Source organism: Rhizobium arsenicireducens (genome assembly GCF_964021225.1).
The window spans coordinates 2,436,804-2,459,114 of sequence record NZ_CAXHYK020000001.1 but is presented as its reverse complement, the minus strand read 5'-3'; the positions used below and the strand labels follow the sequence as shown (position 1 = coordinate 2,459,114).

Here is a 22,311-nt window from a genome sequence, read left to right as displayed (position 1 = left end):
CGTCCATAGCGCGACAGCGCCGGATCGATCAAATCCTCATTTTAGCGGACTGGCATGAATATCAGTAATATCTTAAATAGCTACTTAAAACATAGGGATACGCCAGTCGCTAAAACTTTATCCATCGGCGTAACCGAAAGAAAGAAATCTTGCGCCTATAGTCCCGCCACATTGAGCCTCTCGCCTACTCTCATCGGGGACCGGACCATGCAGCAAGCCAAGAACCCAGCCTCGAGCATCGCACTCCGCGTTGCTACTGCCATGCATCAGATGGGCATAGATGGGCTGCCGCGGAATTATGAGCTGGTGTACGAGGCCTATGCCGGCAGCAATCCGGAGCTGGTCCGCGAATTCATCGCGCTGGGCAAGAACAAGACCCAGGAAGCGCTGGACGCGCTCGGCCGCAAATACCTGCCGCACCATCACGAGGACGGCATCCTGAGCCGGCAGAACGGCCAAGTGCGCGCCGAAATGAGCAATTTCATCAGTTTGCTCAACCAGGAAAAGGTCTCGCTAACCGATTATGGCCGCCTGATCGGCCACGCTTCCAAGGCGATCATGACCGAGGATATCGACCATGTCGAACTCGGCCATTCGATCAAGGCGTTGAAGGCCGCGACCGAGCAGCGCGCCAACCAGAACAGCAATGTCGTGCGCGCCGTGGTTGAAAAGACTGTTGCCCTGGCCGACCTGCAGCGCGAGACGGAGGATGCCGAGGCGAAGAAGCTGGTCGATCCCTTGACCGGCCTTGCCAGCCGCCGGGCGTTCAACAGGGCGCTCGCCAAAGTCTATGCCAATGCGGAAATGCCGCTTCTCTGCGGCATGGTGATCGGCGAGATCGACGAATTCGCAAGGCTCTCGGAACTGATGGGACCGGCTGTCTCGGAGCGCTTCCTCAAGCAGGTCGCCAAGGTCGTGGAAGCGGTCGCCAGCGCCGAGGACCTTGCCTGCCGCTTCGACGGCGGACGCTTCGGCATGCTGCTCTATACGTCCGAGCAGGAAGAGGTGAACCGCATCGTCGATCTGGTCCGCTCCAAGCTCAACACCACGGTGGTCAACTCCGGCAATGGCCGTGCGCTCGGCCAGGTGCCGATGTCCTTCGGCATCTGCTTCTCGGAGCAAGCACCGAATGCCTTCGACTTCACCAATTTCGCCGAAAAGGCGCTCACCGCCTCCAAGGCGGCCGGCGGCAATACCGTCACCATCTACGGCGCCAACGATTACGTGCCGAAAGATTGGCTGATCTACAAGAAACAGCCGGTCGGCGGGTTCTGAGGTTCGGACGGGGGTTTTGTTGCCTGCAGGCTCGCGGATCTGTCGAACCCGACAGCGAAAGGGCGCGCCGCCACACGGACGCGTTCAATTCAAAGCCTGGCGATGATCTTGCGCAATTCTTCGTCGCGGGCTCCGAGCATCAGCACATTTTTCAGCGCCTCCTTCGGATCGTGCGTGCGAAACAACAGGCCGTTTTCCCGAATTGAGCGGTCGATCGTCATCGACCGTGTTTCCTTGTCCGGATGGATCGCGACGGCGAAATACATGCGCGCATAGTTCGGCCGGATATGTTGGAAGAACTGATCGGTACCGCCCACCTCGGCGAAGAAATTGGCGATATAGAACGCCCATTTGACGTCGGCATATTTGGCGAAGTTCGTTTTCGCCGCCGTCACGTGGCAATAGCCGAGATGCGGGCTGTTCTCGAGCGTTTTCTGGAAGACAAACTTGGGAAACTGGATCGAGCGGTGGAAGCTGTTGATGCGCTTGTGGGTCGTCTCTCCGGCCGCCTCCAGCTTGCGCGCGGTGCGCTGCGCCACTTCCTCATAGGTGAGATAGCGTTTTTCCTCCGGCAGCCAGTCTTCCCGATGGCGAGAGATGCGTCCGGTGCGCAGGAACTCGGTGTGTACCGCCTTGGTCGGCAGACCGGACCCGGCTGCAGGCTTTGGAGCAGCGAAATATCTCAGCTTCTGCATGGAATGGCTCTGATCCTAAGGCCGATGCGCCGAAAACACGGCACCGAGATTGACGACGATGCATCCTGACGGCCTTCGGTTTCGCGAAGCTTGCGCCAGTCGCACCTCGGATTGCCGCCGTCATCGCGGCCGCCGGATCGGGTATTCATGTCCCGAGGCGGTCCGCAGTTTCGGGCCCGTTCGCCTATCAGCCAGGCAGGCGCAAAGCGCAACCGACCGAACCCGATTGCGTTCAGCCACCGATCGTGGGACCGGACGGCCCGCTATCGTCTGCTCAAACAGATTCTTCTATTGTCGCCAACAGTTTTCGACTATCATCATTTTTCCGGCCTCTTGGTCGGTCCGGAAGCGCATTTCAGCTAAGTGCATGCACGAGAAAACGCAGGGATGGAGAACTGAGATGAAAAACAAGATGAAGCGCTGGGCCGCCGTCGTGCTGGCCTCCGCAGTCGTCATGACGAGCTACGTACCTAGCCAGGCAGCCATGCCCCTTCCGGCTCCGGTCGTGAAGGCGCCGACCGACGCCACCAATGTCGAATACCGCCGTCGCCCGCCCTACTACTACCGCGGCTACCGCGGTTATCGTAGCTATCGCCCGGGCTATCGCTATCACAATGGCTACTGGTTCCCGCTGGGGGCCTTTGCCGCGGGTGCCATCATTGGCGGCGCCCTTTCAGCACCGAGTGCCCCGCGCGCGGGCGGCATCAATCCGAAGCACTATCAGTGGTGTGCCAACCGCTATCGGTCCTACGATGCTCGTAGCAACACGTTCCAGCCGTATAACGGTCCTCGCAAGCGTTGCTATTCGCCTTACTACTAAGCCTTAGAGCCTAGTTCAGAGATGCACGAATGCCCGGTCCTTGACCGGGTATTCGTATTTTTTTGGGTCGAAAGGCGCGCCCGTCTCGACGCGCCTTTCGACATGCCTGCGACCGGGATCAACCGATCAGTGCGTTGTCCTCACGCTTGATAGCGACGACCGTCGAGCGCGGCAGCTTGCCTTCACCGTCCGGGAACGGAGCATCGGGGTGCTGGATGCCGACGAACATCGTACGCTTGTCGGCCGACCAGGTCATGCCGGTGACTTCCGAGCCCTTCGGGCCGGTGAGGAAGCGCTCGATGCGCCCTGTCGCCGGATCGCCGGCGAGCATCTGGTTGTTGCCCTGGCCGGCGAACTCGCCCTCATTGCTGTCCTCCCCGTCGGTCTGGATCCATAACAGGCCGGTTGAGTTGAACATCATGCCGTCGGGCGAATTGAACATGTTGCCGGAGTTGATGTTGGACGAGCCGGCATAGGCGTCGTCCTTGTGCACGTCCGGATTGCCAGCCATGCAGAACAGGTCCCACTTGAACTTGGCATCGGCATGGTCGTCGTTCTCCGGATACCAGCGGACGATCTGACCATATTCATTTTTCTCGCGCGGATTGACCGCATCGACCGCCATGGGGTCGCCGCCGGCATTGGCGCGCAGCTTGCCGTCCTTGACTTCGCCGCGGCGGCTGTTGTTGGTCAGCGCGCAATAGGCTTCGATGGCGACCGGGTTGATCGCGACCCATTCCGGGCGGTCCATGGTGGTGGCGCCGACCTTGGAGGCCGCCTGGCGGGTGAAGACGCAGATTTCATCCATCTTCATGCCGGTCGATTCGGGCGTCAGCGCGAACCATTCGCCCATGCCGTCCTCGGCGAACTTGGCGACGAAGAGCGTGCCTTCATCGAGCAGCTTGGACGTGTCGCCGCCCGGCACATAGATGCCGCTCGAGACGAACTTGTAGAGGAACTCGCCCCGCTCGTCGTCGCCCATGTAGACGACCACGCGACCGTCGCGTGCGATCACGACAGCGGCGTTTTCATGCTTGATGCGGCCGAGCGCGGTGCGCTTGACCGGGGTCGAGGAGGCATCTGACGGATCGATTTCGACGACATAGCCGGCACGGCGCGGTTCGTTCGGGTTCTTCGCGACGTCAAAGCGCTCATCGAACTTTTCATAGGCATAGCGGGTCTCGGCGGCGATGCCGTAGCGCTTGTAGTCGTCGGGCAGCTTGAAGGTGGCGTCGGTCGTGCCGAAATAGCCGTTGAAGTTCTCTTCGCAGGTGAGATAGGTGCCCCACGGCGTCTTGCCTGCGCCGCAGTTGTTGAAGGTCCCGAGACAGTCGGTGCCGTTCGGGTCGGCTTCCGTCTTGACGAGATCGGAGCCGGCGGCCGGACCGGACAGCTTCATCGGCGTATTGTGGTGGATGCGGCGGTTGAACGGGCTGTCGAGCACGATGTCCCAGCCGTTTTCCCCTTCCGCCACTTCCATGACCGTGACGCCCTGCAGGTTCTGCAGGATCTTGACGTCGTCGGCGCTGGCCGGAACGCCCTTTTCGGTGTGCGGCAGGTTGATCTCGGGATTGACGTATTCGTGGTTGACGGCGATCACCTGACGGTCGCCGACGAGGAACAGTTCCATGCCGTCGGTGTTTTCACCGAAGACCTTGTCAGAATTCTCGAGGCTGACGCCCTTGGCCGCATCGACATCCGGGACGTTGGAAAACAGCGGCTGACCCCATTTGGCCAGCGGCTTCCAGACATAGCCTTCCGGGACATGCACGGTGGCGTCGGTTGCGATCGGGATCGGCTTGAAGGCGAAGCGCGAGGCGGCGGCTTCCTGTGCCTGGACCGAGGTCGAGGACATCAGGTTGGCGGCGGTGCCGAGTGTGCCAAGGGCAGCGGCAGCCGAGCCGAAGGCCAGAACGCCGCCGAGGAAGCCACGGCGTGAAAGGGCTGCTTCAACGATACGGTCGAAATCGGTTTCCGCCGGAGGTGGGTTTTGCAGTTCGTCCCATTCGTCCCAGGACAGGTCATTCTTGTTCACATCGCTCATGGCTCGCTCCTTGGTTGGGGAAAGATTCCAACCTCCGGTTAAACGGACTGCACGACAGTCCTGTGACGAACTGCGCCATTCACACAGCAAAGCAGTCTGGCTGCACGCGGGTGACGACGAAGGCGTCGGTCGATGGGGGAGGCCGGATGCGGCCGTGATGACAGCGGTGAGCGATCCGCCGGGCGTCCACGAACTGCCCTTCTGCGTCTGCGCGGCCGAGGACATACGAAAGGCCCAGTGGTTCGAAAATGTCCGGATTTGATTGTATCTGCCATTGCCAAGTCTGTTGCTCGCCCTAGCTTCGCAGAAGCGCTCCAAACACTGCGGGCGGCGTTCTTCCGCGCAAAACGGTTTGACGTTTACGTAAAAATCAATTAGCCAAATCGACACGTTTCCGCCGCTGCCGCGAGGCCGGCCGTGCGGTAAACCGCCAGTCGCAAGCAGGAGGAGCATGCCCATGTACAAGGCGCCGGTCGACGAAATCGCGTTTACCCTCAAGCATGTCGCCGGAATGGCCGAAGCGCTCGAACAGGGCCGGCTCGGCGATCTGAGCGACGACCTCGTCGATGCCATCCTGGCGGAAGCCGGCCGTTTCGCCTCTGACGAAGTGGCGCCGCTCGCCGAGATCGGTGACAAGCAGGGCGCCCGCATGGTCGATGGCAAGGTTCTCGTGCCGGACGGCTGGGCCGACCTTTATCGCCACTGGGCCGAAGGCGGCTGGAACGCGCTTGTCGCGCCTGAGGAATTCGGCGGGCAGGCCCTGCCGCACATGCTCAACGTGGCAGCACTGGAAATGTGGAATTCCGGCTCCATGGCCTTCGCGCTCGGCCCGACGCTCACCATGGGCGCCTCGGAAGCCCTGGCCACGCACGGCAGCGCCGCGCTCAAGGAAAAGTTCCTGCACAAGATGGTGTCCGGCGAGTGGACCGCGTCGATGAACCTGACCGAGCCGCATGCCGGCTCCGACCTCGGCGTGATGAAGTCGCGCGCCGAGCGCCGCGACGACGGCAGCTACCGCATCTTCGGCCAGAAGATCTTCATCACCTGGGGCGAGCACGAGATCACCGAAAACATCGTCCACCTGGTTCTTGCCCGTCTGCCCGACGCGCCGGCCGGCACGCGCGGCATCTCGCTCTTCCTCGTGCCCAAGTTCCTGGTGAACGACGACGGCTCGATCGGCGCCCGCAACGACCTGCATTGCCATTCGCTCGAGCACAAGCTCGGCATCCACGGCTCGCCGACCTGCACGATGATCTATGGCGACGGCAAGTTCGGCGATGAACCGGGCGCCATTGGATACCTGATCGGCGAGGAGAACAAGGGCCTCGCCTGCATGTTCACGATGATGAACAATGCCCGCCTCGCGGTCGGCATGCAGGGCGTGGCGATCTGCGAAGCCGCCACCCAGAAGGCGGTCGAATATGCCAGGGAACGCACCCAGGGCAAGGCGCCCGGCTGGACCGGGGCCGGCATGAGCCCGATCATCGAGCATCCGGACGTTGCCCGCACGCTGATCACCATGAAGGCGCTGACCCAAGGCTCGCGCGCCATCTGCTATTCCTGCGCCCATGCCATTGACATGTCGCACCACACGGTCGGCGCGGACGCGAAGAGGTGGGCCGAGCGCGGCGCGCTTCTGACCCCGATCGCCAAGTCCTTCGCCACCGATGCCGGCGTCGACGTCGCGTCCATGGGCATCCAGGTGCATGGCGGCATGGGCTTCATCGAGGAGACGGGTGCCGCCCGTTACCTGCGCGACGCCCGCATCGCCCCGATCTATGAAGGCACCAACGGCATCCAGGCCGCCGACCTCGTCACCCGCAAGCTTCCCCTGTCGGAGGGCGCCCAGGTGCGCGGTTTCATCGCCGAGCTGAAGGAGATCGCCCAGGCAGTGCGCGCCTCCAACCTCGAAGGCTTCGGCACCACCGCCGACCGCCTCGATGCGAGCCTCGCCGATCTCGAGGACACCACGGAATGGCTGCTCGCCCGCCTGGCTGAAGGCAATGCCGCCGCGGCTCTGGCCGGCGCCACCCCTTACCAGCGTCTGTTCGGCCTGGCGCTGACCGGAACCTATCTCGCCAAGGGTGCGCTCGCCGACGAGGACCACGGCCGCGACAACCGCATCGCTCTGTGCCGCTTCGCCGCCGAGAACCTCATCGCCGAGACCGCGGCCCTCAAGGACCGCGTCGTCAACGGCGAGGCGAGCCTGACGGCGGCGCGTGTGTTTTTCGCTTGAGACCCCTCCCCACAAGGGGGAGAGGCTTAAGTGCCGCTGCCGTTTGAGGGGTGCGGAAAGCTCGCCCCGGATTTTCTCCCCCCTTGTGGGGGAGATGGCCGGCAGGCCAGAGGGGGAATTCGTTTGAACCGGCCTCCCTCATCGGGAGTGCGACACCAACTGGGAACATACCCATGACCGACCATATCCTGATCGAACGGCCGCAAGCCTATCCCGGCGTGCTGGTGATCCGCTTCAACCGTCCGGAAAAGAAGAACGCCATCACGCAAGCCATGTATGGGCGCATGACCGAAGGTCTGCTCGAGGCGGAGGATGACGCGGGCATCCACGCCGTCGCCTTTCTCGGCACCGAGGGCTGTTTCTCGGCCGGCAACGACATGGCCGACTTCCTCGCCTTCGCCATGGCGGGCGCCGTCGGCGAGCCGGCCGCCTTCGGTTTCCTGAAAGCCCTGTGGAGCGTGTCCAAGCCGGTCGTCTCCGGCGTCGACGGCCTTGCCATCGGCATCGGCACGACGATCCAGATGCATTGCGACCTGACGATCGCCTCCGATCGCAGCCTGTTCAGGACGCCCTTCGTCGATCTGGCGCTCGTGCCCGAAGCCGGTTCCAGCCTGCTTGCGCCGAAGATGATGGGCCATCAGCGCGCCTTTGCGATGCTCGCCGCCAGCGAGGGCTTCTCCGCCGAGCAGGCGAGGGAAGCCGGTCTGATCTGGAAGGTCGTGGCCCCGGCCGACGTCGAGGCAGAGACGCTGAAGCTGGCCGCCTCGCTCGCCGCCAAGCCGCCGGAAGCCATGCGCATTGCGCGTGACCTGATTCGCGGCGATCGCGGCGAACTTGCCGCGCGCATGGACGAGGAACTGAAATACTTCGTCGAGCGGCTGAAGAGCGCCGAGGCGCGCACCGCCTTTGAAGCCTTCATGTCGAAGGGACGTGGCTGATCACATTTACGCCCTTTCGTGCTTCCTTAATGCTTTCGCGGTTTCCTATTCGAGACTGACAGGAAAAGGAGCGGACGATGCGGAAAAGGGTGAAGGGCCTAGCCCTGGTGCTGGTGGCTATTCTGGCGGGAGCGGCCGAGCCGGTCCTCTCCGGCGCGGCGGTTGCGCTTGCCGACAGCGACGACGTGATCGTCGAGAGCCAGTCGAACCGTCCTCGACCCGCGCCCGGCGTGAGGCCGCAGCGCTTCTTCTGCGTCATCCAGCCGCCAGACAGCTCCGATAGCTCGATGATGTATTCCTGTCCCGCCAATCCCGGCAGGGTCGGCGGCCGCTGCCGCTGCTCCGGCATGGTCGGCAGCGGGACGCTCTATGCGCGCTGATCTCGGGGTTCGGCGGTGGGATCTATCTCGGTAACATGACGAATCAGGTCTGCTAGGATGGGGTAACCGGGCATGGCCGGTCACTTCGCCGTCAATCGGGCAAGACTTGGGAGACGCTCAGAACGGTCCGCTCAGCGTAGGACGAAGTCGCGTAGTCCTCGGCCTCCGGACGGGTCGGTCTGATACCGGCAGATAATGTGAAGATGCGCATGGAAAATGTGCTGGCCACCGGCCGCGCCAACGTTCCAGCCAACTGTGAAACCTTCCGGCTGGAACTCGGCCAGATATCGCTTGGCTTCGTCAAGCATCTCTCCGAGGTCTGCCCACTCCTCAGCACTGAAGCCGAAGGGCGTTTCAACGTGCCGGAACGGAATGACCATCGCCGAAGGATTGGGCGGATTGGGCTTCACCACGACAAAGTGGGAGCGGTTCCTCGCTATCGGTTCGGCACCTGATGTCCCATGCGAATTACACCATCGACAGTCTGGCTTGCTGGTCACCATCGCGTTCTATCCACATCGAAATATCTGTGCATATATATCGGTCATGAGTGATGCTGCCAATATGTCGACCGTCAGAAACCGTCCGGCCGCGTTCGGCGCGGGAGCCGGCATCGGAATTCTCGGAGGCTTGATCGGCCTTGGAGGCGCGGAGTTTCGCCTGCCGCTGCTGATCGGTGTCTTCAACTTCGCGGCTCTGGAAGCGGTCATTCTCAACAAGGCGATGAGCCTCGTGGTGGTCGCGACCGCCCTGCCGTTCCGCGCGGGAACCATCTCTTTCGGCATGATCGCCGACAATTGGCCAATCGTCATCAACCTGCTTGCCGGCAGCCTGCTCGGTGCCTGGCTCGGTGCCGGCTGGGCGCTGCGCCTCAAGTCCGAGACACTCTACAAGGTCATTGCGGGCATGCTTGTTGCGATCGCGGTCGTGCTGGTTCTCGGGCATGACGCAACGGCTGGACATGCCGTGTTGACGGGCTGGGCGCAAATGGCCGCAGGCGTGCTCGCTGGATTCATCATTGGCATTGTTGCGGCGCTGCTCGGCGTGGCGGGAGGCGAATTGCTCATCCCGACCCTGGTTTTGTTGTTTGGTGCGGATATAAAACTTGCAGGAAGCCTGTCCCTCGCCGTCAGCCTGCCGACAATGCTCGTCGGCTTCATGCGTTACAGCCGGGATCAGAGCTTTTCGGTGCTGGGTCGCAACAAGGCTTTTCTTCTCGTCATGGCGGCAGGGTCGATCGTCGGAACCTTTGTCGGCGGCTTGCTCCTGGGCCTTGTTCCGAACGGCGTCCTTCTGCCGGCGCTCGCCACAATCCTGCTGATCTCGGCCGTGAAAGTCTGGCGGCATCCCTGAGAACGACGGATACAGAACACGTCGCAATCACGGGGATTATTCCCCCTCAGCCCTTGACGAGCGTTGCCACCACTTCGACATGCGACGTCCAGAGGAACTGGTCGATCGGCGTCACGGAGGTGACGCGATAGCCGCCGTTGCGCAGGATCGACAGGTCGCGGGCCAGCGTCAGCGGATTGCAGCTCACTGCAACGATCTTCTTGACCGCCGAGCGAGCCAGTTCCTTGCATTGCTCCTCGGCGCCGGACCGCGGCGGGTCGAAAACAAGCGCATCGAAATTCTTCAGTTCGGACACCATCAGCGGGCGACGGAAGAGGTCACGCCGCTCGACGGAGACAGGTTTCAGCCCCTGCGCATTGCGGGCCGCGTGGTCGAGCGCCTTGATCGCCTTTTCGTCGCTCTCGACCGCGTGAACCTGGGCGATGCGCGCCAGTCTCAGCGCAAACGTGCCGACGCCGGCGAACAGGTCGGCGGCACGCTTGACCTTGCCGATATGCGCGAGCGTCAGGCGGACCATGGCCTCTTCCGCGTTAACCGTTGCTTGGGCAAACGCTCCGGGCGGCGGTGCGACGTTGACGCCGGACATGTCGATCAGCGGCCGGCGCTGCTCGATGACGATCTCGCCATTGAACGAGACGCGGGCAACGCTGCCCATCGAAAGCGCGGTCTCCGTGATTGCACGGCGTTCCTTATCGGCCAGCGTCTTGATGCCGTCGATCGCCACGTCGAGGCCGGAAAGTGTTTCGATCACCGTCATGCGGAATGGTTCGGCCGTGGTCGCGGCCGCGTTGCCGATCTTTTTCAGGGCATCGAGGCTGGCCAGAATGCCGGGCGCGGCGATCGGACATTCCTCGATGGCGACGATATGGTGGCTTTCGGCCTGGTTGTAGCCGATCAGCAATTCCTTCTCGGTGCGCCGCGCGGCGAACACCACGCGCCGGCGCTCGCCGGGATGGGCCTCGATCAGTTCGCCAACGGGCAGGTCGATGCCCTTCGACTTCAGCGCCGCGACGACCAGCGACCGCTTGAAGGCGTTGTAGGCGGGTTTCGCCATGTGCTGCAGCGAACAGCCGCCGCAACTGCCGCCCTTGCCGTCGGGGCCGAAATGCCGGCAGGCGGGCGCGATGCGGTCCGGCGAGGTCTCACCATAGGACATGATCGTGCCGTGGTTCTTCACCCGCGCGATGGCGAGCGTTTCGCCCGGCAGTGAGAATGGAACGTAGACCGGGCCGTTCGAGGCATGGAAGATGCCGTCGCCCTGGGCGCCGAGCGTGTCGATGGTGACGGTTTCCGTGCTCATTCGCTGTCCTCGGACTTCTTCCCGGCGAGTAGGAATTCCTCGTTTCCGTCGCCGCCGGAAATCGGCGAAGGGATGAGCCCAAGGCTTTCCCAGCCCATCTCTTCGACCAGCCAGCGTTCCAGCTCTGCGGCGACGGCCGGCGCCGTTTCAGGCTCCTTCAGCAGTCCCGCCTTGCTGATCGCCTCGCGACCGGCCTCGAACTGCGGTTTGACCAGCAGCAGGCAGTGGCTGCCCGGTTCCGCCATGTCGAGGGCAGGAGCCAGCGCCAGCTTCAGCGAGATGAAGGACACGTCGGAGACGATGAAATCGATCGGCCGGTTGTCGATGTCTTCGGGTTCGAGGTAGCGGGCGTTCAGCCCTTCGATGTTGGTGACGCGCGGATCGTCGGCAAGCCGCGGATGGAACTGGCCGTGGCCGACATCGATCGATGTCACATGCGCCGCGCCGCGCTTCAACAGCACTTCGGTAAAACCGCCCGTCGAGGCGCCGACGTCGAGACATTCGTGGCCTTCGGGGTTAAGCCCGAAGTGGTCGAGCCCCGCCACCAGTTTCAAGGCCGCGCGCGAGACATAGTCCTGCGCCGGATCGTCGATGGTGAACTCGTGTTCGGCGGAAAAGACGAGGCTCGGCTTGGTGACCACCTTGCCGTCGACCTTGACGGTGCCGCGCTGGATCGCGTCGCGCGCCCGCGAGCGGCTGGCGAAAAGGTCGAGGGCGACCAGGAGCTGGTCGAGACGCTGGGGTTCGGGACGTGATGACATCGCCTGTCAATGGCGGTCGCGGGGAACAAGTGCAAGCCTTTTGTTCGGCAGGAGGCCCCCGAAGGCTGTTCCTGGCGGGGCTGAGGCGATTCGAGTATCGTTTGACTGAAAAAATATCGTCAGCCCAGCGAGTGTCAGTCGGACACCAGGGTGCCACGCCGATTTCAAGTCTGCGTATCTGAAACGTGGCTCGACGCACTTGCACGATGGCCTGCCCAGATCCGGCCGTTTCGGTCGATTGACTTGCTTTGTCTTTGCCGCCTAACTGGTACAGTGGCCGGTGCGGCCGGTCGATACTTCGGGAAAAGCTCAATGAACAAAGCGATGCTGACGGTGCTTGCCGCCCTGACTATGATCATGCCGGCGATGGCCAACGATACGTCTGCCGTGTTGGAAGCGGGCGGTCTCGTCTACACGCGGCAGGATTCGGTCGACATGCTGAGTGAGGACCTGTTCATCTCCCAAGAGGAGATCAGGGTCGACTATGTCTTCAAGAACCAGGCGAATACGGATCTTGAAACCCTGGTCGCGTTTCCGATGCCGGCGATCGGTGGCTTCCTCGATTTCAATGCGGCGCTGAACGACTACGAGCACGACAATTTCATGGGTTTCACCGTCAAGCAGGATGGCGAGGAGATCAAGCCGGAGCTGCAGCAACGCGCGACCGTCAACAGCATCGATATGACCGAGGAGATCCTCGCCCGCGGCGTCTCGCTTCTGCCATTCAGCGAAGCGACCAGAGCGGCCATCGCCAAGCTGCCGGAGAACGTGCAGAAGGACTGGGAGGTCCGTGGCCTCATCCTCAACACCGCTTACGATCCGGAACAGCAGACGGCCCCGGACTATTATCCCCTGTGGAAGCTGGAAACCGTCTATTGGTGGCGCACGACCTTTCCCGCCGGCCGGGAGGTGAATGTTCATCACAGCTACAAGCCGAGCGTCGGCGGGACCGTCGCCATGACCTTCGTGCGCGACGGCGCGCCGACGCCGGAGCTGGATGAATACCGCGAGCGCTATTGCATCGACGACGCTTTCCTCAAGACCGCGATCAAGCTGGAAAAGCAGCAGAACTACGATGCCGGGATCTATTTCTACGAGAAGTGGATGTCCTACATCCTGACGACCGGCGCCAACTGGGGCGGGCCGATCGGCAAGTTCAAGCTGACCGTCGACAAGGGCGATACGAAGAATTTCGTCAGTTTTTGCGGTGAGAACGTCCGCAAGGTCGGGCCGACCACCTTCGAGATGACTGCCACCGATTTCTATCCGGAGAAGGACCTCCACATCCTCCTGGTGGTTCCGAGCCAGTGATCGGACAGCGGAATCTGCTCGGGTCTCATAACCAAAAAATAAGGTTCGAGGTCTAGGTTCGATACGATTGTACGAACTCCGCGACCAAGGGCGCACCATGATGGGCAGCGCTGCGGCAGGACGCAATCATGCGTCAGTCCCAGCGTGTCCGCATGCTCACGAGTCCTTCAGGACGAGCGTCCGCGAGAGAGTCCATCGCATATGTCCCTCAAGAACCTATCCCTGAACAAGAAGCTGATCCTCACTTTCCTCGGCATCATGGCGAGCTGCTTTCTCGCGACGGCGGTTGTTTTCGTCGAGGCCTATCGCGCGAAGATCGCGTCGGTCGAGCAGCAACGCTCGGAAAAGATCCTCTATTTCTCCGACCGCGCCCTGGAATCCATGCTCGAACAGGCTGTGAACCAGCGCGGCTTCCTGCTGTTCCGCAGTGAGAGCACCTATAGCGACGTCTTCGCCCAGCGCGAAAAGATGCTCGGCTTCATCGAGGAGGCCAAGAAGGCCGCCGCTGGCGATGCTGCGATCATCGCCTCGCTCGACGCGATGAAGGCCGCCGCCGACGTCTTCCACAGCCAACTGACCGAACCGCAGCTTGCCGCACGCAAGGACACCGAGGCGCCGATCGCCGAGATCATCGAGATTGGCCGCAACGCCTCCAGGGGCCAGCTCGACGCGTTCCGAGAGGAAGCGACCAAGATCAAGGAACAGCTTGCCGTGATGTCGGCCGCGAACCGTGCAGCGCTGGCCAATGCCCACCAGACGCTTGAGCTGGCCCTGCTGATCGGCGGCTCGATTGCCGGCGTCGTTGCCGTGGCCCTTATCTGGCTTCTGTCGCGTTCGATCGTAACGCCGATCGTCGGCATGACCGGCGCGATGTCGCGGCTGGCCGACGGTGATCATGAGGTGGATGTGCCCGCCCTCGACCGCGAGGACGAAGTGGGCAAGATGGCCAGGGCGGTCGTCGTGTTCAAGGAGGCCGCCATCGAGAAACTGCGGCTTGCGGGCGAGACCGAAGCCATGCGCGCCAGCGCAGAGCAGGAGCGCCGCCGCGCCGAGGCCGACAAGGCCCGCGAAGCCGAGGAAATCGCCTTTGCCGTCAACCAACTGGCGACCGGCCTGTCCGCGCTCGCTGATGGCAATGTCGCCCACCGTATCGACGCAACCTTCGCCGACCGGCTGGACGCGCTCAGGCTGAACTTCAACGCCTCGCTCGAAAAGCTGCAGGGAGCCCTTCGTTCGGTCGGCGCCAATGCCGCGGCGATCAACGCCGGCGCCTCCGAAATCCGCGCCTCGGCCGACGATCTTGCCCGGCGCACCGAACAGCAGGCCGCTTCCGTCGAGGAGACGGCAGCCGCGCTCGAGGAAGTAACGACCACCGTCAAGGACACCGCGCGCCGCGCCGAGGATGTCGGCCAGCTGGTCGCCAGCACCCGCACCGGCGCCGAGCGATCCGGCCAGGTCGTGCGCAACGCCGTCACCGCCATGACCGCGATCGAAAAGTCGTCCGGCGAGATCGGCAATATCATCGGCGTGATCGAGGATATCGCTTTCCAGACCAATCTGCTGGCGCTCAACGCCGGAGTCGAGGCAGCGCGTGCGGGCGAAGCCGGCAAGGGCTTTGCCGTGGTCGCCCAGGAAGTGCGTGAGCTCGCCCAGCGCTCCGCCAATGCGGCCAAGGAGATCAAGCAGTTGATCTCGACCTCCTCAACGCAGGTCGGCAACGGCGTGGCACTGGTCGGAGAAACCGGAACCGAGCTGGAGAAGATCGTCGCGGCGGTCGAGGAAATCAGCACGCATGTCGCAGCGATCGTGACCGCTAGCCGAGAGCAGTCGACCGGTCTTCAAGAGATCAACACCGCCGTCAACACCATGGACCAGGGCACCCAGCAGAACGCCGCCATGGTGGAACAGCAGACTGCCGCCAGCCACTCGCTGGCGACCGAGGCCGCATCGCTGAACGCACTTTTGGCCCAGTTCCAGCTCGGCCAGGCTCACGCCCAGTCGCAAACTCAGGCCTCCGCGCCAGTGCGTCAGGCGCCACCCGCTCCGGTGCGGACACAGGCACCCGTAGCGGCCGATCGCAACGCCAAGCCCGCCGCCTCTCCGGCGCGCGCGCTTGCCGGCCGCATCACTCAGGCGTTTGGCGGTGGCAATACTGCCGCCAAGCAGGAATGGTCGGAATTCTGACCGTCCACTTGGCCAGTAAGACACTAAAAAACACCCGGCTCTTGCAAGAGGCCGGGTGTTTTGCTTGGACCTGACGACTGGGGATTAAAGCCAGCGGCGCGGCGAATAGGACAGCGACGTCTGCGACGAGGTCGCGAGAAAATAGCCGATCAGGCCGCCAACCACGCCGGCGGTAAGAAGCGCGGTGGAGGTTGCCGTCGGGTGTTCGCGCGCGACGGAACCGATACTGACGGCCTCGTCCTTGGCATAGCTTGCGGCATCCTGGACCTTACGCCCGGCACCGTTCAAAAGGGTGGCAGCCCGGCCGCGAGCCTCGCCTGCGACCTTTTCGCCTTCTTCCGAGAGCAGGTCCTTGAAGTGCATGACCTGTGCCTGGAGACTGCGCAGTTCCTTCATCATGTCGCTATCGTTGCTGGCCATGGGGAATCCTTTCCTGTTGAGGGCATTGTTCCCAGGGAAACGCGGTGCGGGCACGAAGGTTCCGTAACGTCGAACGAACGCGTACTGTCCCCTCAGGCGGGAAAACCGGCACCTGTTCGACCGCGGAAATTCCGTCGGCGCCATTGCCCACCGGATCAGGGTTTCGGAAACCCTGGGGCCCCGGCGCAGTGCGCGCCAAAGGGCGCCGCTTTCTATGATGTCAATACCAGCGGCGGTGCTGATGATGTGGGGCCTGCGACGCGCCGATGAGGTAACCGACAAGGCCACCGATCAGGCCGGCGGTCAGAAGCGCGGTCGAGGTCGCCGCGGGGTGCTCTCGCACTGCGCCGGCGACGCTTTCCGCCTCGGACCTGGCGTAGTCAACGACGTCCTCGGCGGTGCGTGACGCATCGCGCATCGCGGCGGTTGCGCGTTGACGAAGCCGTCCGGCCGCTACGTCGCCCTGTTGCGCCAGGCTTTCCGTCAGCGCGGTCACCTGTGCCTGAAGCTCGCGGAGTTGTGCCTGCAGAGTACTATCGGCCATGGAAGGCTCCTTCTGGTCTGGTGAAATCCCAACCGTTCGACAATCCCGACTGTTTCACTCAACAGCCGTCCTAGCAAGCGACTTCATGGCAAAAGAAAACCCGGCGCCTCTCGGCACCGGGTTCTTTGCATACAAATTCGGTCGAAGCTTACTTCGCTGCGGCTTCGTACATTTCCAGGACGTAGTCCCAGTTGATCAGGCTGTCGACGAAGGCTTCGAGATACTTCGGACGGGCGTTGCGGTAGTCGATGTAGTAGGAGTGTTCCCACACGTCGACGCCGAGGATCGGTGAGGCGCCGTGAACCAGCGGGTTTTCGCCGTTCGGGGTCTTCGAGATGGCGAGCTTGCCGTCCTTGACCGAAAGCCAGGCCCAGCCGGAGCCGAACTGGGTGGTGCCGGCAGCGATGAAGTCGGCCTTGAACTTGTCATAGCCGCCGAGATCGGATGCGATCGCCGATTCCAGCTTGCCCGGCAGCTTGGTGCCGCCGCCGTCCTTCTTCATCCACTTCCAGAAATGGATGTGGTTGTAGTGCTGGGCGGCGTTGTTGAAGAGGCCCTGGTTGGTGCCGAACGACTTCTTGACCACTTCCTCGACCGAAAGATCACCCAGGCCGGCTTCGGCAGCCAGCTTGTTGCCGTTGTCGACATAGGCCTTGTGGTGCTTGTCGTGGTGATACTCAAGCGTCTCGGCCGACATGAACGGCGCGAGCGAGTCGTAGGCGTAGGGGAGTTCGGGCAATTCGAAAGCCATGGTAAAATCTCCTTGTGGCAACTGAATGCGAAAATCGATGAGCGGGAACATAGGAGCGGAACCCTATCGAGGCAACCTGCCAAAGATCAAAATCGTTCCCCGCGAGGCAAGATTTATTTCCTGCGGTGGACATGATCGGCGACCTCAGAAAAAGCGGTCCGGATCGGGCAGCGCCTCGGCGCTGAAGCCGAATTCGGCGCGCGCCATCCTGCATTCCTCGTCGCCCGGCATGCAGGTCCGGCACACCTGCGGACGGTCGGCATAGACGGCACAGCCGACATGCTTGCCGACCTCGCCGGTCAGCGCCGCGCAGCGTCCGGCCTCGAACTTCATGCCCGAAAGGTCGGCGGCGATGAACTTGTCGGGGATCCGGGCGATCTCCTCGTCGGTTTCCAGCGAGAAACGCGGCCACTCCGCCGAATAGGCGCAGCAGGCACCGCAGGTCTGGCAGTCGAAGATGTCGGGCGGCGAGGTTTCGAGCATGAATCCGGTCAAAGCAGATCGGACGGGCAAAATCCAGTCCGATCTGTTCTCAGCGGCGCGCCTCCCTGAGGCCGATGGCGAAGATCACCGCGAAGACCAGCATCAGCGTCCCAGTGAGGATCGGCGCACCGTCGAGCGACCAGTCCATGATCAACCCGGTCGAACTGGAGCCCGCTGCGCTGCCAATCGCGTAGATCAGCGAATAGGCGGCGGCTCCGGACACCAGAAGCCCGCCACGGAACCGGTCGCCGAGCAGAGTGAGAGCACAGGTATAGAGCGAGAAGCTTGTCGCACCGAGAAGAGAAATGGCCAGCAGCAGCGGAACCTCTCCGCTGAGCAAAGGAAGGGCCAGGAAGCTTGCGCCGCAGAGCGCGGCAGACGCAACCGCGACCAGCGACCGCGGGACGCGGTCGAGCAGCCAGCCGACCAGCGGCTGGGCAAAGGCCGTCGGCAAGGCCACCATGCTGACCACCAGTGCGGCGAAATTCTCCGAATAGCCGCGTGCGACGAAATAGAGCGGGATGGTCGAGATGGCCGCAATGTCCGAATAGCCAAAGGCGAGCACCATCAGCAGCAGGAGCGGCGCGGCGCGGGCAAAATCGATCAGGCCGCGGGCAGAGGCCGCCTCGGGCCGGGTGCGGGCGAACCGGCCGAGCATGACGGAGACAAAGGCGACGAAGGCGACATAGACGGCGATCAGCGCAAAGGCGAAACCATCTTCGGTGCCGACCAGGGGAATGGCGAGCGGCCCGGCTGCGAAACCGGCGCACATGCCGGCGCCATAGGCACCGGAGATACGGCCCCGCAGCCGGTCGGGACAGGCGGCGTTGAGCCAGGCTTCGCTCATGGTGAAGATGATGCTGGTCGAAAAGCCGAGCGCGTAGCGCGCGACAAACCACAGCCAGAGATCGTTAAAAGCGGCAAAGGCGGCAAGCGACAGAGAGGCGCCTGCAAGGCCCGCGACGATCAGCCTGTCGCCACGCAGAAGCATTGTCAGCTTGCCAATCATCAGCGTCGAGGTCGCCAGACCGGCGGCGAAGACGGCCGCATTGAGGCCGGACAGACTGGAGGAAACGCCGCGGCCCTCCATGACCAGCGCGATCAATGGATAGGTGAGCCCCTGACCGACGGAGAATGCGGTGACGCCGAGAATGACGATCGCGATGGCGGCCCAGTCGGGCGCGAAATCCTCGGCGATTGCGTGCGGCAGCATGCGGCTCCCTTGAAGGCTCAAACGCCCTTGGCCGGGCTTGTGCTCCGGTCTATCCGGGGGCAGGGAGGAAGTCCAGCGTGGAGCGATGCGCCAAGGGATGATGATACTCTTCTAACCACCGGGGAGAAGGTGACCAGGTGGGGCCGGATGAGGGGAGCGAAGCTCACGCAGGGTTGCGCACTCGGCCCACTGATCACCTCGCATCCGCTCGGCACTTCTTCCCGCGGGGGCGAAGAGGGAGACCATCGAAGTGTCGTGGTCACTCTCCGCGTTTCCGCGTACAGACATAGTCCCTCTTGATACAGGCCGTCGAAGGGGTCGTGCACATCGCCTTGCCGTCAGTGATGCGGCAGAAGCTGCATTGGTCGGTGAATTCCACGCAATCGGGCGTATCGCGCAGGAAGGCCTGCATGCTCTGCATGGGTTCGGTTGAGTCGTCGGCCCACAGCGGTCGCGCCATGCAAAGGAGGGCGAAGGCGAAGAGGCAGGCCATCGCTGTAACCGGTCGGCGCGTCATACCGTCCCTGTCCTCTTTGCGTAAAATTCGGTCGTCCTATCCCGCTGCATTCACCCCGACGCCGGGCTGGCCGAGCGCGCGGAACACGGTCTGGGTGATGCCGGCGGCGTCGAGGCCTGCCTTGGCATACATGACTTCCGGCTTGGCCTGGTCCATCCACAGATCCGGCAGAACGAGCGAGCGGAACTTCAGCCCGTTGTCGAGAAGCCCTTCACTCGCCAGCAATTGCACGACCTGGCTGCCGAAGCCGCCGACGGCGCCTTCCTCGACGGTCACCAGCACGGCGTGGTGGCGGGCGAGCTGGCGGATGAGGTCATGATCGAGCGGCTTGGCAAAGCGCGCGTCGACAACGGTGGTCGAAAGCCCGGCTGCGTCGAGGTCTTCGGCTGCCAGCAAGCAGTCGGCCAGCCGCGTGCCGAAGGAGAGCAGCGCCACCTTGGTGCCCTGCTTCATCACCCGGCCCTTGCCGATCTCGAGGATCTCGCCGCGTTCCGGCAGCTGTACGCCGACACCTTCGCCGCGCGGATAGCGGAACGAGATCGGGCCGGCGTCATAGGCCGCGGCCGTGCGCACCATATGCTTCAGCTCCGCCTCGTCGGCCGCCGCCATGACAACGAAGCCGGGAAGCGAGGCGAGGAAGCCGGTGTCGAACGAGCCGGCATGGGTCGGGCCATCGGCGCCGACGAAGCCGGCGCGGTCGATTGGGAAGCGAACGGGCAGGCCCTGGATCGCCACGTCGTGCACCACCTGGTCATAGCCGCGCTGCAGGAAGGTGGAATAGAGCGCGCAGAACGGCTTGAAGCCTTCGGCCGCAAGGCCCGCAGCAAAGGTCACCGCATGCTGTTCGGCAATGCCGACATCGAAGGTGCGTTTGGGGAAGATCTCGGCAAGCTTGTCGAGCCCGGTGCCCGACGGCATGGCGGCGGTGATGCCGACGATCTTCTCGTCGAGCATCGCTTCCTGTACCAGCGCCTCGCCGAAGACGGCGGTATAGCTCGGCGCATTCGGCTTGGCCTTGGCCTGCGTGCCTGTGATGACGTCGAACTTGTTGACGCCGTGATATTTGTCGGCGGCAGCCTCGGCCGGAGCATAGCCCTTGCCCTTCTGTGTCACCACATGGATCAGCACGGGGCCCTGTCCGTTGTCGCGCACATTGCGCAGGACGGGCAGCAGGTGCTCGAACGAGTGGCCATCGATCGGGCCGATATGGTAGAAGCCCATTTCCTCGAACATGGTGCCGCCGGTTACATAGCCGCGGGCATGTTCCACCGCGCGGGTAATCGCCCGGTCGACGGTCTTGCCGAGATAGGCCGTCAGTTTCTTGCCGAGATCGCGAAAGCCCATATAGGTGCGACCCGAGGCAAGCCGCGCCAGATAGGCGCTCATCGCGCCGGTCGGCGGCGCGATCGACATGTCGTTGTCGTTGAGGATGACGATCAGCCGGGCGTCGAGCGCGCCGGCATTGTTGAGTGCCTCATAGGCCATGCCGGCCGACATTGCGCCGTCGCCGATCACGGCGATCACCTTGCGGTCCGTGCCGGAAAGATCGGCGGCGACCGCCATGCCGAGGCCGGCGGAGATCGAGGTCGAGGAATGCGCTGCGCCAAAGGGGTCGTAGAGGCTTTCGGTGCGCTTGGTGAAGCCGGAAAGCCCGCCTTCCTGGCGAAGTGTGCGGATGCGGTCGCGCCGGCCGGTGAGGATCTTGTGCGGATAACACTGGTGCCCGACGTCGAAGATCAGTCGGTCGTTCGGCGTGTCGAACACCTTGTGGATGGCAATGGTCAGTTCGACGACGCCGAGCCCCGCGCCCAGGTGCCCGCCGGTCTTCGACACGGCATCGATCATCTCGTCGCGGACTTCGCGGGCAAGCTGCGGCAGATCGCGGTCTTCGAACTCGCGCAGGTCTGCGGGATAGCGGACCTTGTCCAGCAAGGGTGTCTGGGGCTGGGATGTCACGGGCTCGTGCCTCTTGTCGTTGTCGTCTTATCGGCGTGTCGCTCGCCTTATAGAGGATTTACCGCTCAGGCAAAAGCTCGCGTGCAGTGCGGAAAGCCAGCCTCCTATATAGAACTCAAATGCCTGGTGGCAAAGGCACAAACTCGTCCTCGTCTCCCGGCACAATGTCGAAGCGGCCGGTTCTCCACTCTTCCTTGGCCTGTTCGATCCTCTCCTTCGAGGATGAAACGAAATTCCACCAGATGTGCCGCTTGGAGGCCATGGCCGCACCGCCGAATAGCATGACATGCGCGCCTTCAGGGCCGCCGATCAGCGTCAGCGCGTCGCCGGGGCGGAAGACGAGCAGCTGGTCGGACGCAAAGCGGTCGCCGGCGATCTCCAGTTCTCCCGAAAGCAGGTAGGCCGCCCGTTCTTCCTGGTCGGCCTCGAATTGGAAACGGCCACCCGGTTGGAGCTTGAGGTCGACATAGAGCGTGTCGGAGAAGACCTTGACCGGAGAGGAGAGACCCGCCGTCGAGCCGATCACCACCCGGCCGCTCGCGCCATCCATATCGAACATCGGCATGAGGTTCTTGCCCGTATGGGCAAAGGCCGGATCGATCTCCTCCATCTGGTCCGGCAGCGCCAGCCAGGTCTGAAGTCCGGAGACGGAATGCGGGCGTCCGCGCAGCTTTTCCGGCGTGCGTTCGGAATGCACGATGCCGCGTCCCGCCGTCATCAGGTTGATGTCGCCGGGCTCGATCACCAGTTCGGTCCCGAGGCTGTCGCGATGCTTGATCTCGCCGTCGAACAGGTAGGTGACGGTGGAAAGGCCGATATGCGGATGCGGCTTTACGTCAAGCACCTCGCCCGCCCGCAGCAGCGCCGGACCCATGCGGTCGAAGAAGATGAACGGCCCGACCAGTCGCCGCCGCACCGTTGGCAGGGCGCGCCTGACCGCAAAGCCGCCGATGTCGCTGGTGCGCGGGATAATCAACTGTTCGATCGCGTCGCTGGCGAAGGCATCGCCGGGCAGGGGGTCTGTGCCGGGAAAGAACGACATGGGTGGGCTCCTCTTTGGGGGATGAGCAGTAAACCCTAGCACATCGCCGGGCTCATCCTAGCCGCGCGTTCCGCAACAGTGTGTTCTC

General features: G+C 63.1%; 21 protein-coding genes. 8 read left to right on the top strand and 13 right to left on the bottom strand.

Annotation, left to right across the window (positions count from 1 at the left end):
* The first annotated feature begins 207 nt into the window (after positions 1-207).
* The gene (locus ACWPVA_RS12320; RefSeq protein WP_454287970.1) at positions 208-1,275 is read left to right on the top strand and encodes a GGDEF domain-containing protein; all 1,068 of its coding nucleotides are present in this window, start codon (positions 208-210) and stop codon (positions 1,273-1,275) included.
* 89 nt (positions 1,276-1,364) lie between these two features.
* Here the strand turns inward: ACWPVA_RS12320 and ACWPVA_RS12315 are convergent, their stop codons facing one another.
* Positions 1,365-1,970, bottom strand: coding sequence for a DUF6656 family protein (locus ACWPVA_RS12315; RefSeq protein WP_454287969.1), 606 nt, complete (start codon positions 1,968-1,970; stop codon positions 1,365-1,367).
* A 400-nt stretch (positions 1,971-2,370) separates the two neighbouring features.
* On the opposite strand from ACWPVA_RS12315, the gene ACWPVA_RS12310 reads away from it, so the two are divergent.
* Positions 2,371-2,790: a BA14K family protein gene (locus ACWPVA_RS12310; RefSeq protein WP_454287968.1), complete on the top strand. Its 420-nt coding sequence runs from the start codon at positions 2,371-2,373 to the stop codon at positions 2,788-2,790.
* 118 nt (positions 2,791-2,908) lie between these two features.
* Here the strand turns inward: ACWPVA_RS12310 and ACWPVA_RS12305 are convergent, their stop codons facing one another.
* Positions 2,909-4,834: a PhoX family protein gene (locus ACWPVA_RS12305; protein ID WP_454287967.1), complete on the bottom strand. Its 1,926-nt coding sequence runs from the start codon at positions 4,832-4,834 to the stop codon at positions 2,909-2,911.
* A 457-nt stretch (positions 4,835-5,291) separates the two neighbouring features.
* Here ACWPVA_RS12305 and ACWPVA_RS12300 point away from each other — a divergent pair, with 457 nt between their 5' ends.
* From ACWPVA_RS12300 to ACWPVA_RS12290, 3 genes are all read left to right on the top strand, one after another.
* The gene (locus tag ACWPVA_RS12300; RefSeq protein ID WP_454287966.1) at positions 5,292-7,070 is read left to right on the top strand and encodes an acyl-CoA dehydrogenase; all 1,779 of its coding nucleotides are present in this window, start codon (positions 5,292-5,294) and stop codon (positions 7,068-7,070) included.
* A gap of 173 nt (positions 7,071-7,243) precedes the next feature.
* The gene (locus tag ACWPVA_RS12295; protein WP_454287965.1) at positions 7,244-8,008 is read left to right on the top strand and encodes a crotonase/enoyl-CoA hydratase family protein; all 765 of its coding nucleotides are present in this window, start codon (positions 7,244-7,246) and stop codon (positions 8,006-8,008) included.
* A gap of 77 nt (positions 8,009-8,085) precedes the next feature.
* A complete protein-coding gene (locus ACWPVA_RS12290) occupies positions 8,086-8,388 on the top strand; it encodes a hypothetical protein (protein ID WP_454287964.1) in 303 nt (100 codons plus the stop codon).
* 131 nt (positions 8,389-8,519) lie between these two features.
* Here ACWPVA_RS12290 and ACWPVA_RS12285 read toward each other — a convergent pair whose 3' ends face one another.
* Positions 8,520-8,768, bottom strand: a complete 249-nt coding sequence (locus ACWPVA_RS12285) for an HIT family protein (protein ID WP_454289580.1) — start codon at positions 8,766-8,768, stop codon at positions 8,520-8,522.
* Positions 8,769-8,934: 166 nt separating this feature from the next.
* On the opposite strand from ACWPVA_RS12285, the gene ACWPVA_RS12280 reads away from it, so the two are divergent.
* Positions 8,935-9,741: a sulfite exporter TauE/SafE family protein gene (locus ACWPVA_RS12280; protein WP_454287963.1), complete on the top strand. Its 807-nt coding sequence runs from the start codon at positions 8,935-8,937 to the stop codon at positions 9,739-9,741.
* 46 nt (positions 9,742-9,787) lie between these two features.
* Here ACWPVA_RS12280 and ACWPVA_RS12275 read toward each other — a convergent pair whose 3' ends face one another.
* Positions 9,788-11,041, bottom strand: a complete 1,254-nt coding sequence (locus ACWPVA_RS12275) for a class I SAM-dependent RNA methyltransferase (RefSeq protein ID WP_454287962.1) — start codon at positions 11,039-11,041, stop codon at positions 9,788-9,790.
* Positions 11,038-11,802: a TlyA family RNA methyltransferase gene (locus ACWPVA_RS12270; RefSeq protein WP_454287961.1), complete on the bottom strand. Its 765-nt coding sequence runs from the start codon at positions 11,800-11,802 to the stop codon at positions 11,038-11,040. The genes ACWPVA_RS12275 and ACWPVA_RS12270 overlap by 4 nt, the downstream gene beginning before the upstream one ends.
* A 312-nt stretch (positions 11,803-12,114) precedes the next feature.
* On the opposite strand from ACWPVA_RS12270, the gene ACWPVA_RS12265 reads away from it, so the two are divergent.
* Both ACWPVA_RS12265 and ACWPVA_RS12260 read left to right on the top strand, forming a co-directional pair.
* A complete protein-coding gene (locus ACWPVA_RS12265) occupies positions 12,115-13,113 on the top strand; it encodes a DUF4424 domain-containing protein (RefSeq protein ID WP_454287960.1) in 999 nt (332 codons plus the stop codon).
* A gap of 201 nt (positions 13,114-13,314) precedes the next feature.
* A complete protein-coding gene (locus ACWPVA_RS12260) occupies positions 13,315-15,297 on the top strand; it encodes a methyl-accepting chemotaxis protein (RefSeq protein WP_454287959.1) in 1,983 nt (660 codons plus the stop codon).
* Positions 15,298-15,381: 84 nt separating this feature from the next.
* On the opposite strand, the gene ACWPVA_RS12255 is transcribed toward ACWPVA_RS12260, so the two are convergent.
* The 8 genes from ACWPVA_RS12255 to ACWPVA_RS12220 all read right to left on the bottom strand — a co-directional run bounded on the left by ACWPVA_RS12255 (position 15,382) and on the right by ACWPVA_RS12220 (position 22,223).
* Positions 15,382-15,717 (bottom strand): hypothetical protein, encoded by a 336-nt coding sequence (locus ACWPVA_RS12255; protein ID WP_454287958.1) that lies wholly within the window; start codon positions 15,715-15,717, stop codon positions 15,382-15,384.
* 220 nt (positions 15,718-15,937) lie between these two features.
* On the bottom strand, positions 15,938-16,261 hold the full coding sequence (locus ACWPVA_RS12250; protein ID WP_454287957.1) for a hypothetical protein: 324 nt from the start codon (positions 16,259-16,261) through the stop codon (positions 15,938-15,940).
* 148 nt (positions 16,262-16,409) lie between these two features.
* Positions 16,410-17,012, bottom strand: a complete 603-nt coding sequence (locus tag ACWPVA_RS12245) for a superoxide dismutase (RefSeq protein ID WP_454287956.1) — start codon at positions 17,010-17,012, stop codon at positions 16,410-16,412.
* 144 nt (positions 17,013-17,156) lie between these two features.
* Positions 17,157-17,495, bottom strand: coding sequence for a YkgJ family cysteine cluster protein (locus ACWPVA_RS12240; protein WP_454287955.1), 339 nt, complete (start codon positions 17,493-17,495; stop codon positions 17,157-17,159).
* A 49-nt stretch (positions 17,496-17,544) separates the two neighbouring features.
* Positions 17,545-18,708, bottom strand: coding sequence for an MFS transporter (locus ACWPVA_RS12235; protein WP_454287954.1), 1,164 nt, complete (start codon positions 18,706-18,708; stop codon positions 17,545-17,547).
* Positions 18,709-18,967: 259 nt separating this feature from the next.
* Positions 18,968-19,225 carry a hypothetical protein gene (locus tag ACWPVA_RS12230; RefSeq protein ID WP_454287953.1) on the bottom strand — a complete coding sequence of 86 codons (258 nt, stop codon included), beginning with the start codon at positions 19,223-19,225 and terminating at the stop codon, positions 18,968-18,970.
* 36 nt (positions 19,226-19,261) lie between these two features.
* The gene (gene dxs, locus ACWPVA_RS12225; protein WP_454287952.1) at positions 19,262-21,181 is read right to left on the bottom strand and encodes a 1-deoxy-D-xylulose-5-phosphate synthase; all 1,920 of its coding nucleotides are present in this window, start codon (positions 21,179-21,181) and stop codon (positions 19,262-19,264) included.
* 115 nt (positions 21,182-21,296) lie between these two features.
* Positions 21,297-22,223, bottom strand: a complete 927-nt coding sequence (locus tag ACWPVA_RS12220) for a pirin family protein (protein WP_454287951.1) — start codon at positions 22,221-22,223, stop codon at positions 21,297-21,299.
* Positions 22,224-22,311 lie beyond the last annotated feature (88 nt).

What these genes read in the sequence shown, in the direction of transcription:
- ACWPVA_RS12320 (WP_454287970.1), top strand. Translation starts at nt 208, where the DNA reads ATGCAGCAAGCCAAGAACCCAGCCTCGAGCATCGCACTCCGCGTTGCT.
- ACWPVA_RS12315 (WP_454287969.1), bottom strand. Translation starts at nt 1,970, where the DNA reads ATGCAGAAGCTGAGATATTTCGCTGCTCCAAAGCCTGCAGCCGGGTCC.
- ACWPVA_RS12310 (WP_454287968.1), top strand. Translation starts at nt 2,371, where the DNA reads ATGAAAAACAAGATGAAGCGCTGGGCCGCCGTCGTGCTGGCCTCCGCA.
- ACWPVA_RS12305 (WP_454287967.1), bottom strand. Translation starts at nt 4,834, where the DNA reads ATGAGCGATGTGAACAAGAATGACCTGTCCTGGGACGAATGGGACGAA.
- ACWPVA_RS12300 (WP_454287966.1), top strand. Translation starts at nt 5,292, where the DNA reads ATGTACAAGGCGCCGGTCGACGAAATCGCGTTTACCCTCAAGCATGTC.
- ACWPVA_RS12295 (WP_454287965.1), top strand. Translation starts at nt 7,244, where the DNA reads ATGACCGACCATATCCTGATCGAACGGCCGCAAGCCTATCCCGGCGTG.
- ACWPVA_RS12290 (WP_454287964.1), top strand. Translation starts at nt 8,086, where the DNA reads ATGCGGAAAAGGGTGAAGGGCCTAGCCCTGGTGCTGGTGGCTATTCTG.
- ACWPVA_RS12285 (WP_454289580.1), bottom strand. Translation starts at nt 8,768, where the DNA reads ATGGTCATTCCGTTCCGGCACGTTGAAACGCCCTTCGGCTTCAGTGCT.
- ACWPVA_RS12280 (WP_454287963.1), top strand. Translation starts at nt 8,935, where the DNA reads ATGAGTGATGCTGCCAATATGTCGACCGTCAGAAACCGTCCGGCCGCG.
- ACWPVA_RS12275 (WP_454287962.1), bottom strand. Translation starts at nt 11,041, where the DNA reads ATGAGCACGGAAACCGTCACCATCGACACGCTCGGCGCCCAGGGCGAC.
- ACWPVA_RS12270 (WP_454287961.1), bottom strand. Translation starts at nt 11,802, where the DNA reads ATGTCATCACGTCCCGAACCCCAGCGTCTCGACCAGCTCCTGGTCGCC.
- ACWPVA_RS12265 (WP_454287960.1), top strand. Translation starts at nt 12,115, where the DNA reads ATGAACAAAGCGATGCTGACGGTGCTTGCCGCCCTGACTATGATCATG.
- ACWPVA_RS12260 (WP_454287959.1), top strand. Translation starts at nt 13,315, where the DNA reads ATGTCCCTCAAGAACCTATCCCTGAACAAGAAGCTGATCCTCACTTTC.
- ACWPVA_RS12255 (WP_454287958.1), bottom strand. Translation starts at nt 15,717, where the DNA reads ATGGCCAGCAACGATAGCGACATGATGAAGGAACTGCGCAGTCTCCAG.
- ACWPVA_RS12250 (WP_454287957.1), bottom strand. Translation starts at nt 16,261, where the DNA reads ATGGCCGATAGTACTCTGCAGGCACAACTCCGCGAGCTTCAGGCACAG.
- ACWPVA_RS12245 (WP_454287956.1), bottom strand. Translation starts at nt 17,012, where the DNA reads ATGGCTTTCGAATTGCCCGAACTCCCCTACGCCTACGACTCGCTCGCG.
- ACWPVA_RS12240 (WP_454287955.1), bottom strand. Translation starts at nt 17,495, where the DNA reads ATGCTCGAAACCTCGCCGCCCGACATCTTCGACTGCCAGACCTGCGGT.
- ACWPVA_RS12235 (WP_454287954.1), bottom strand. Translation starts at nt 18,708, where the DNA reads ATGCTGCCGCACGCAATCGCCGAGGATTTCGCGCCCGACTGGGCCGCC.
- ACWPVA_RS12230 (WP_454287953.1), bottom strand. Translation starts at nt 19,225, where the DNA reads ATGACGCGCCGACCGGTTACAGCGATGGCCTGCCTCTTCGCCTTCGCC.
- ACWPVA_RS12220 (WP_454287951.1), bottom strand. Translation starts at nt 22,223, where the DNA reads ATGTCGTTCTTTCCCGGCACAGACCCCCTGCCCGGCGATGCCTTCGCC.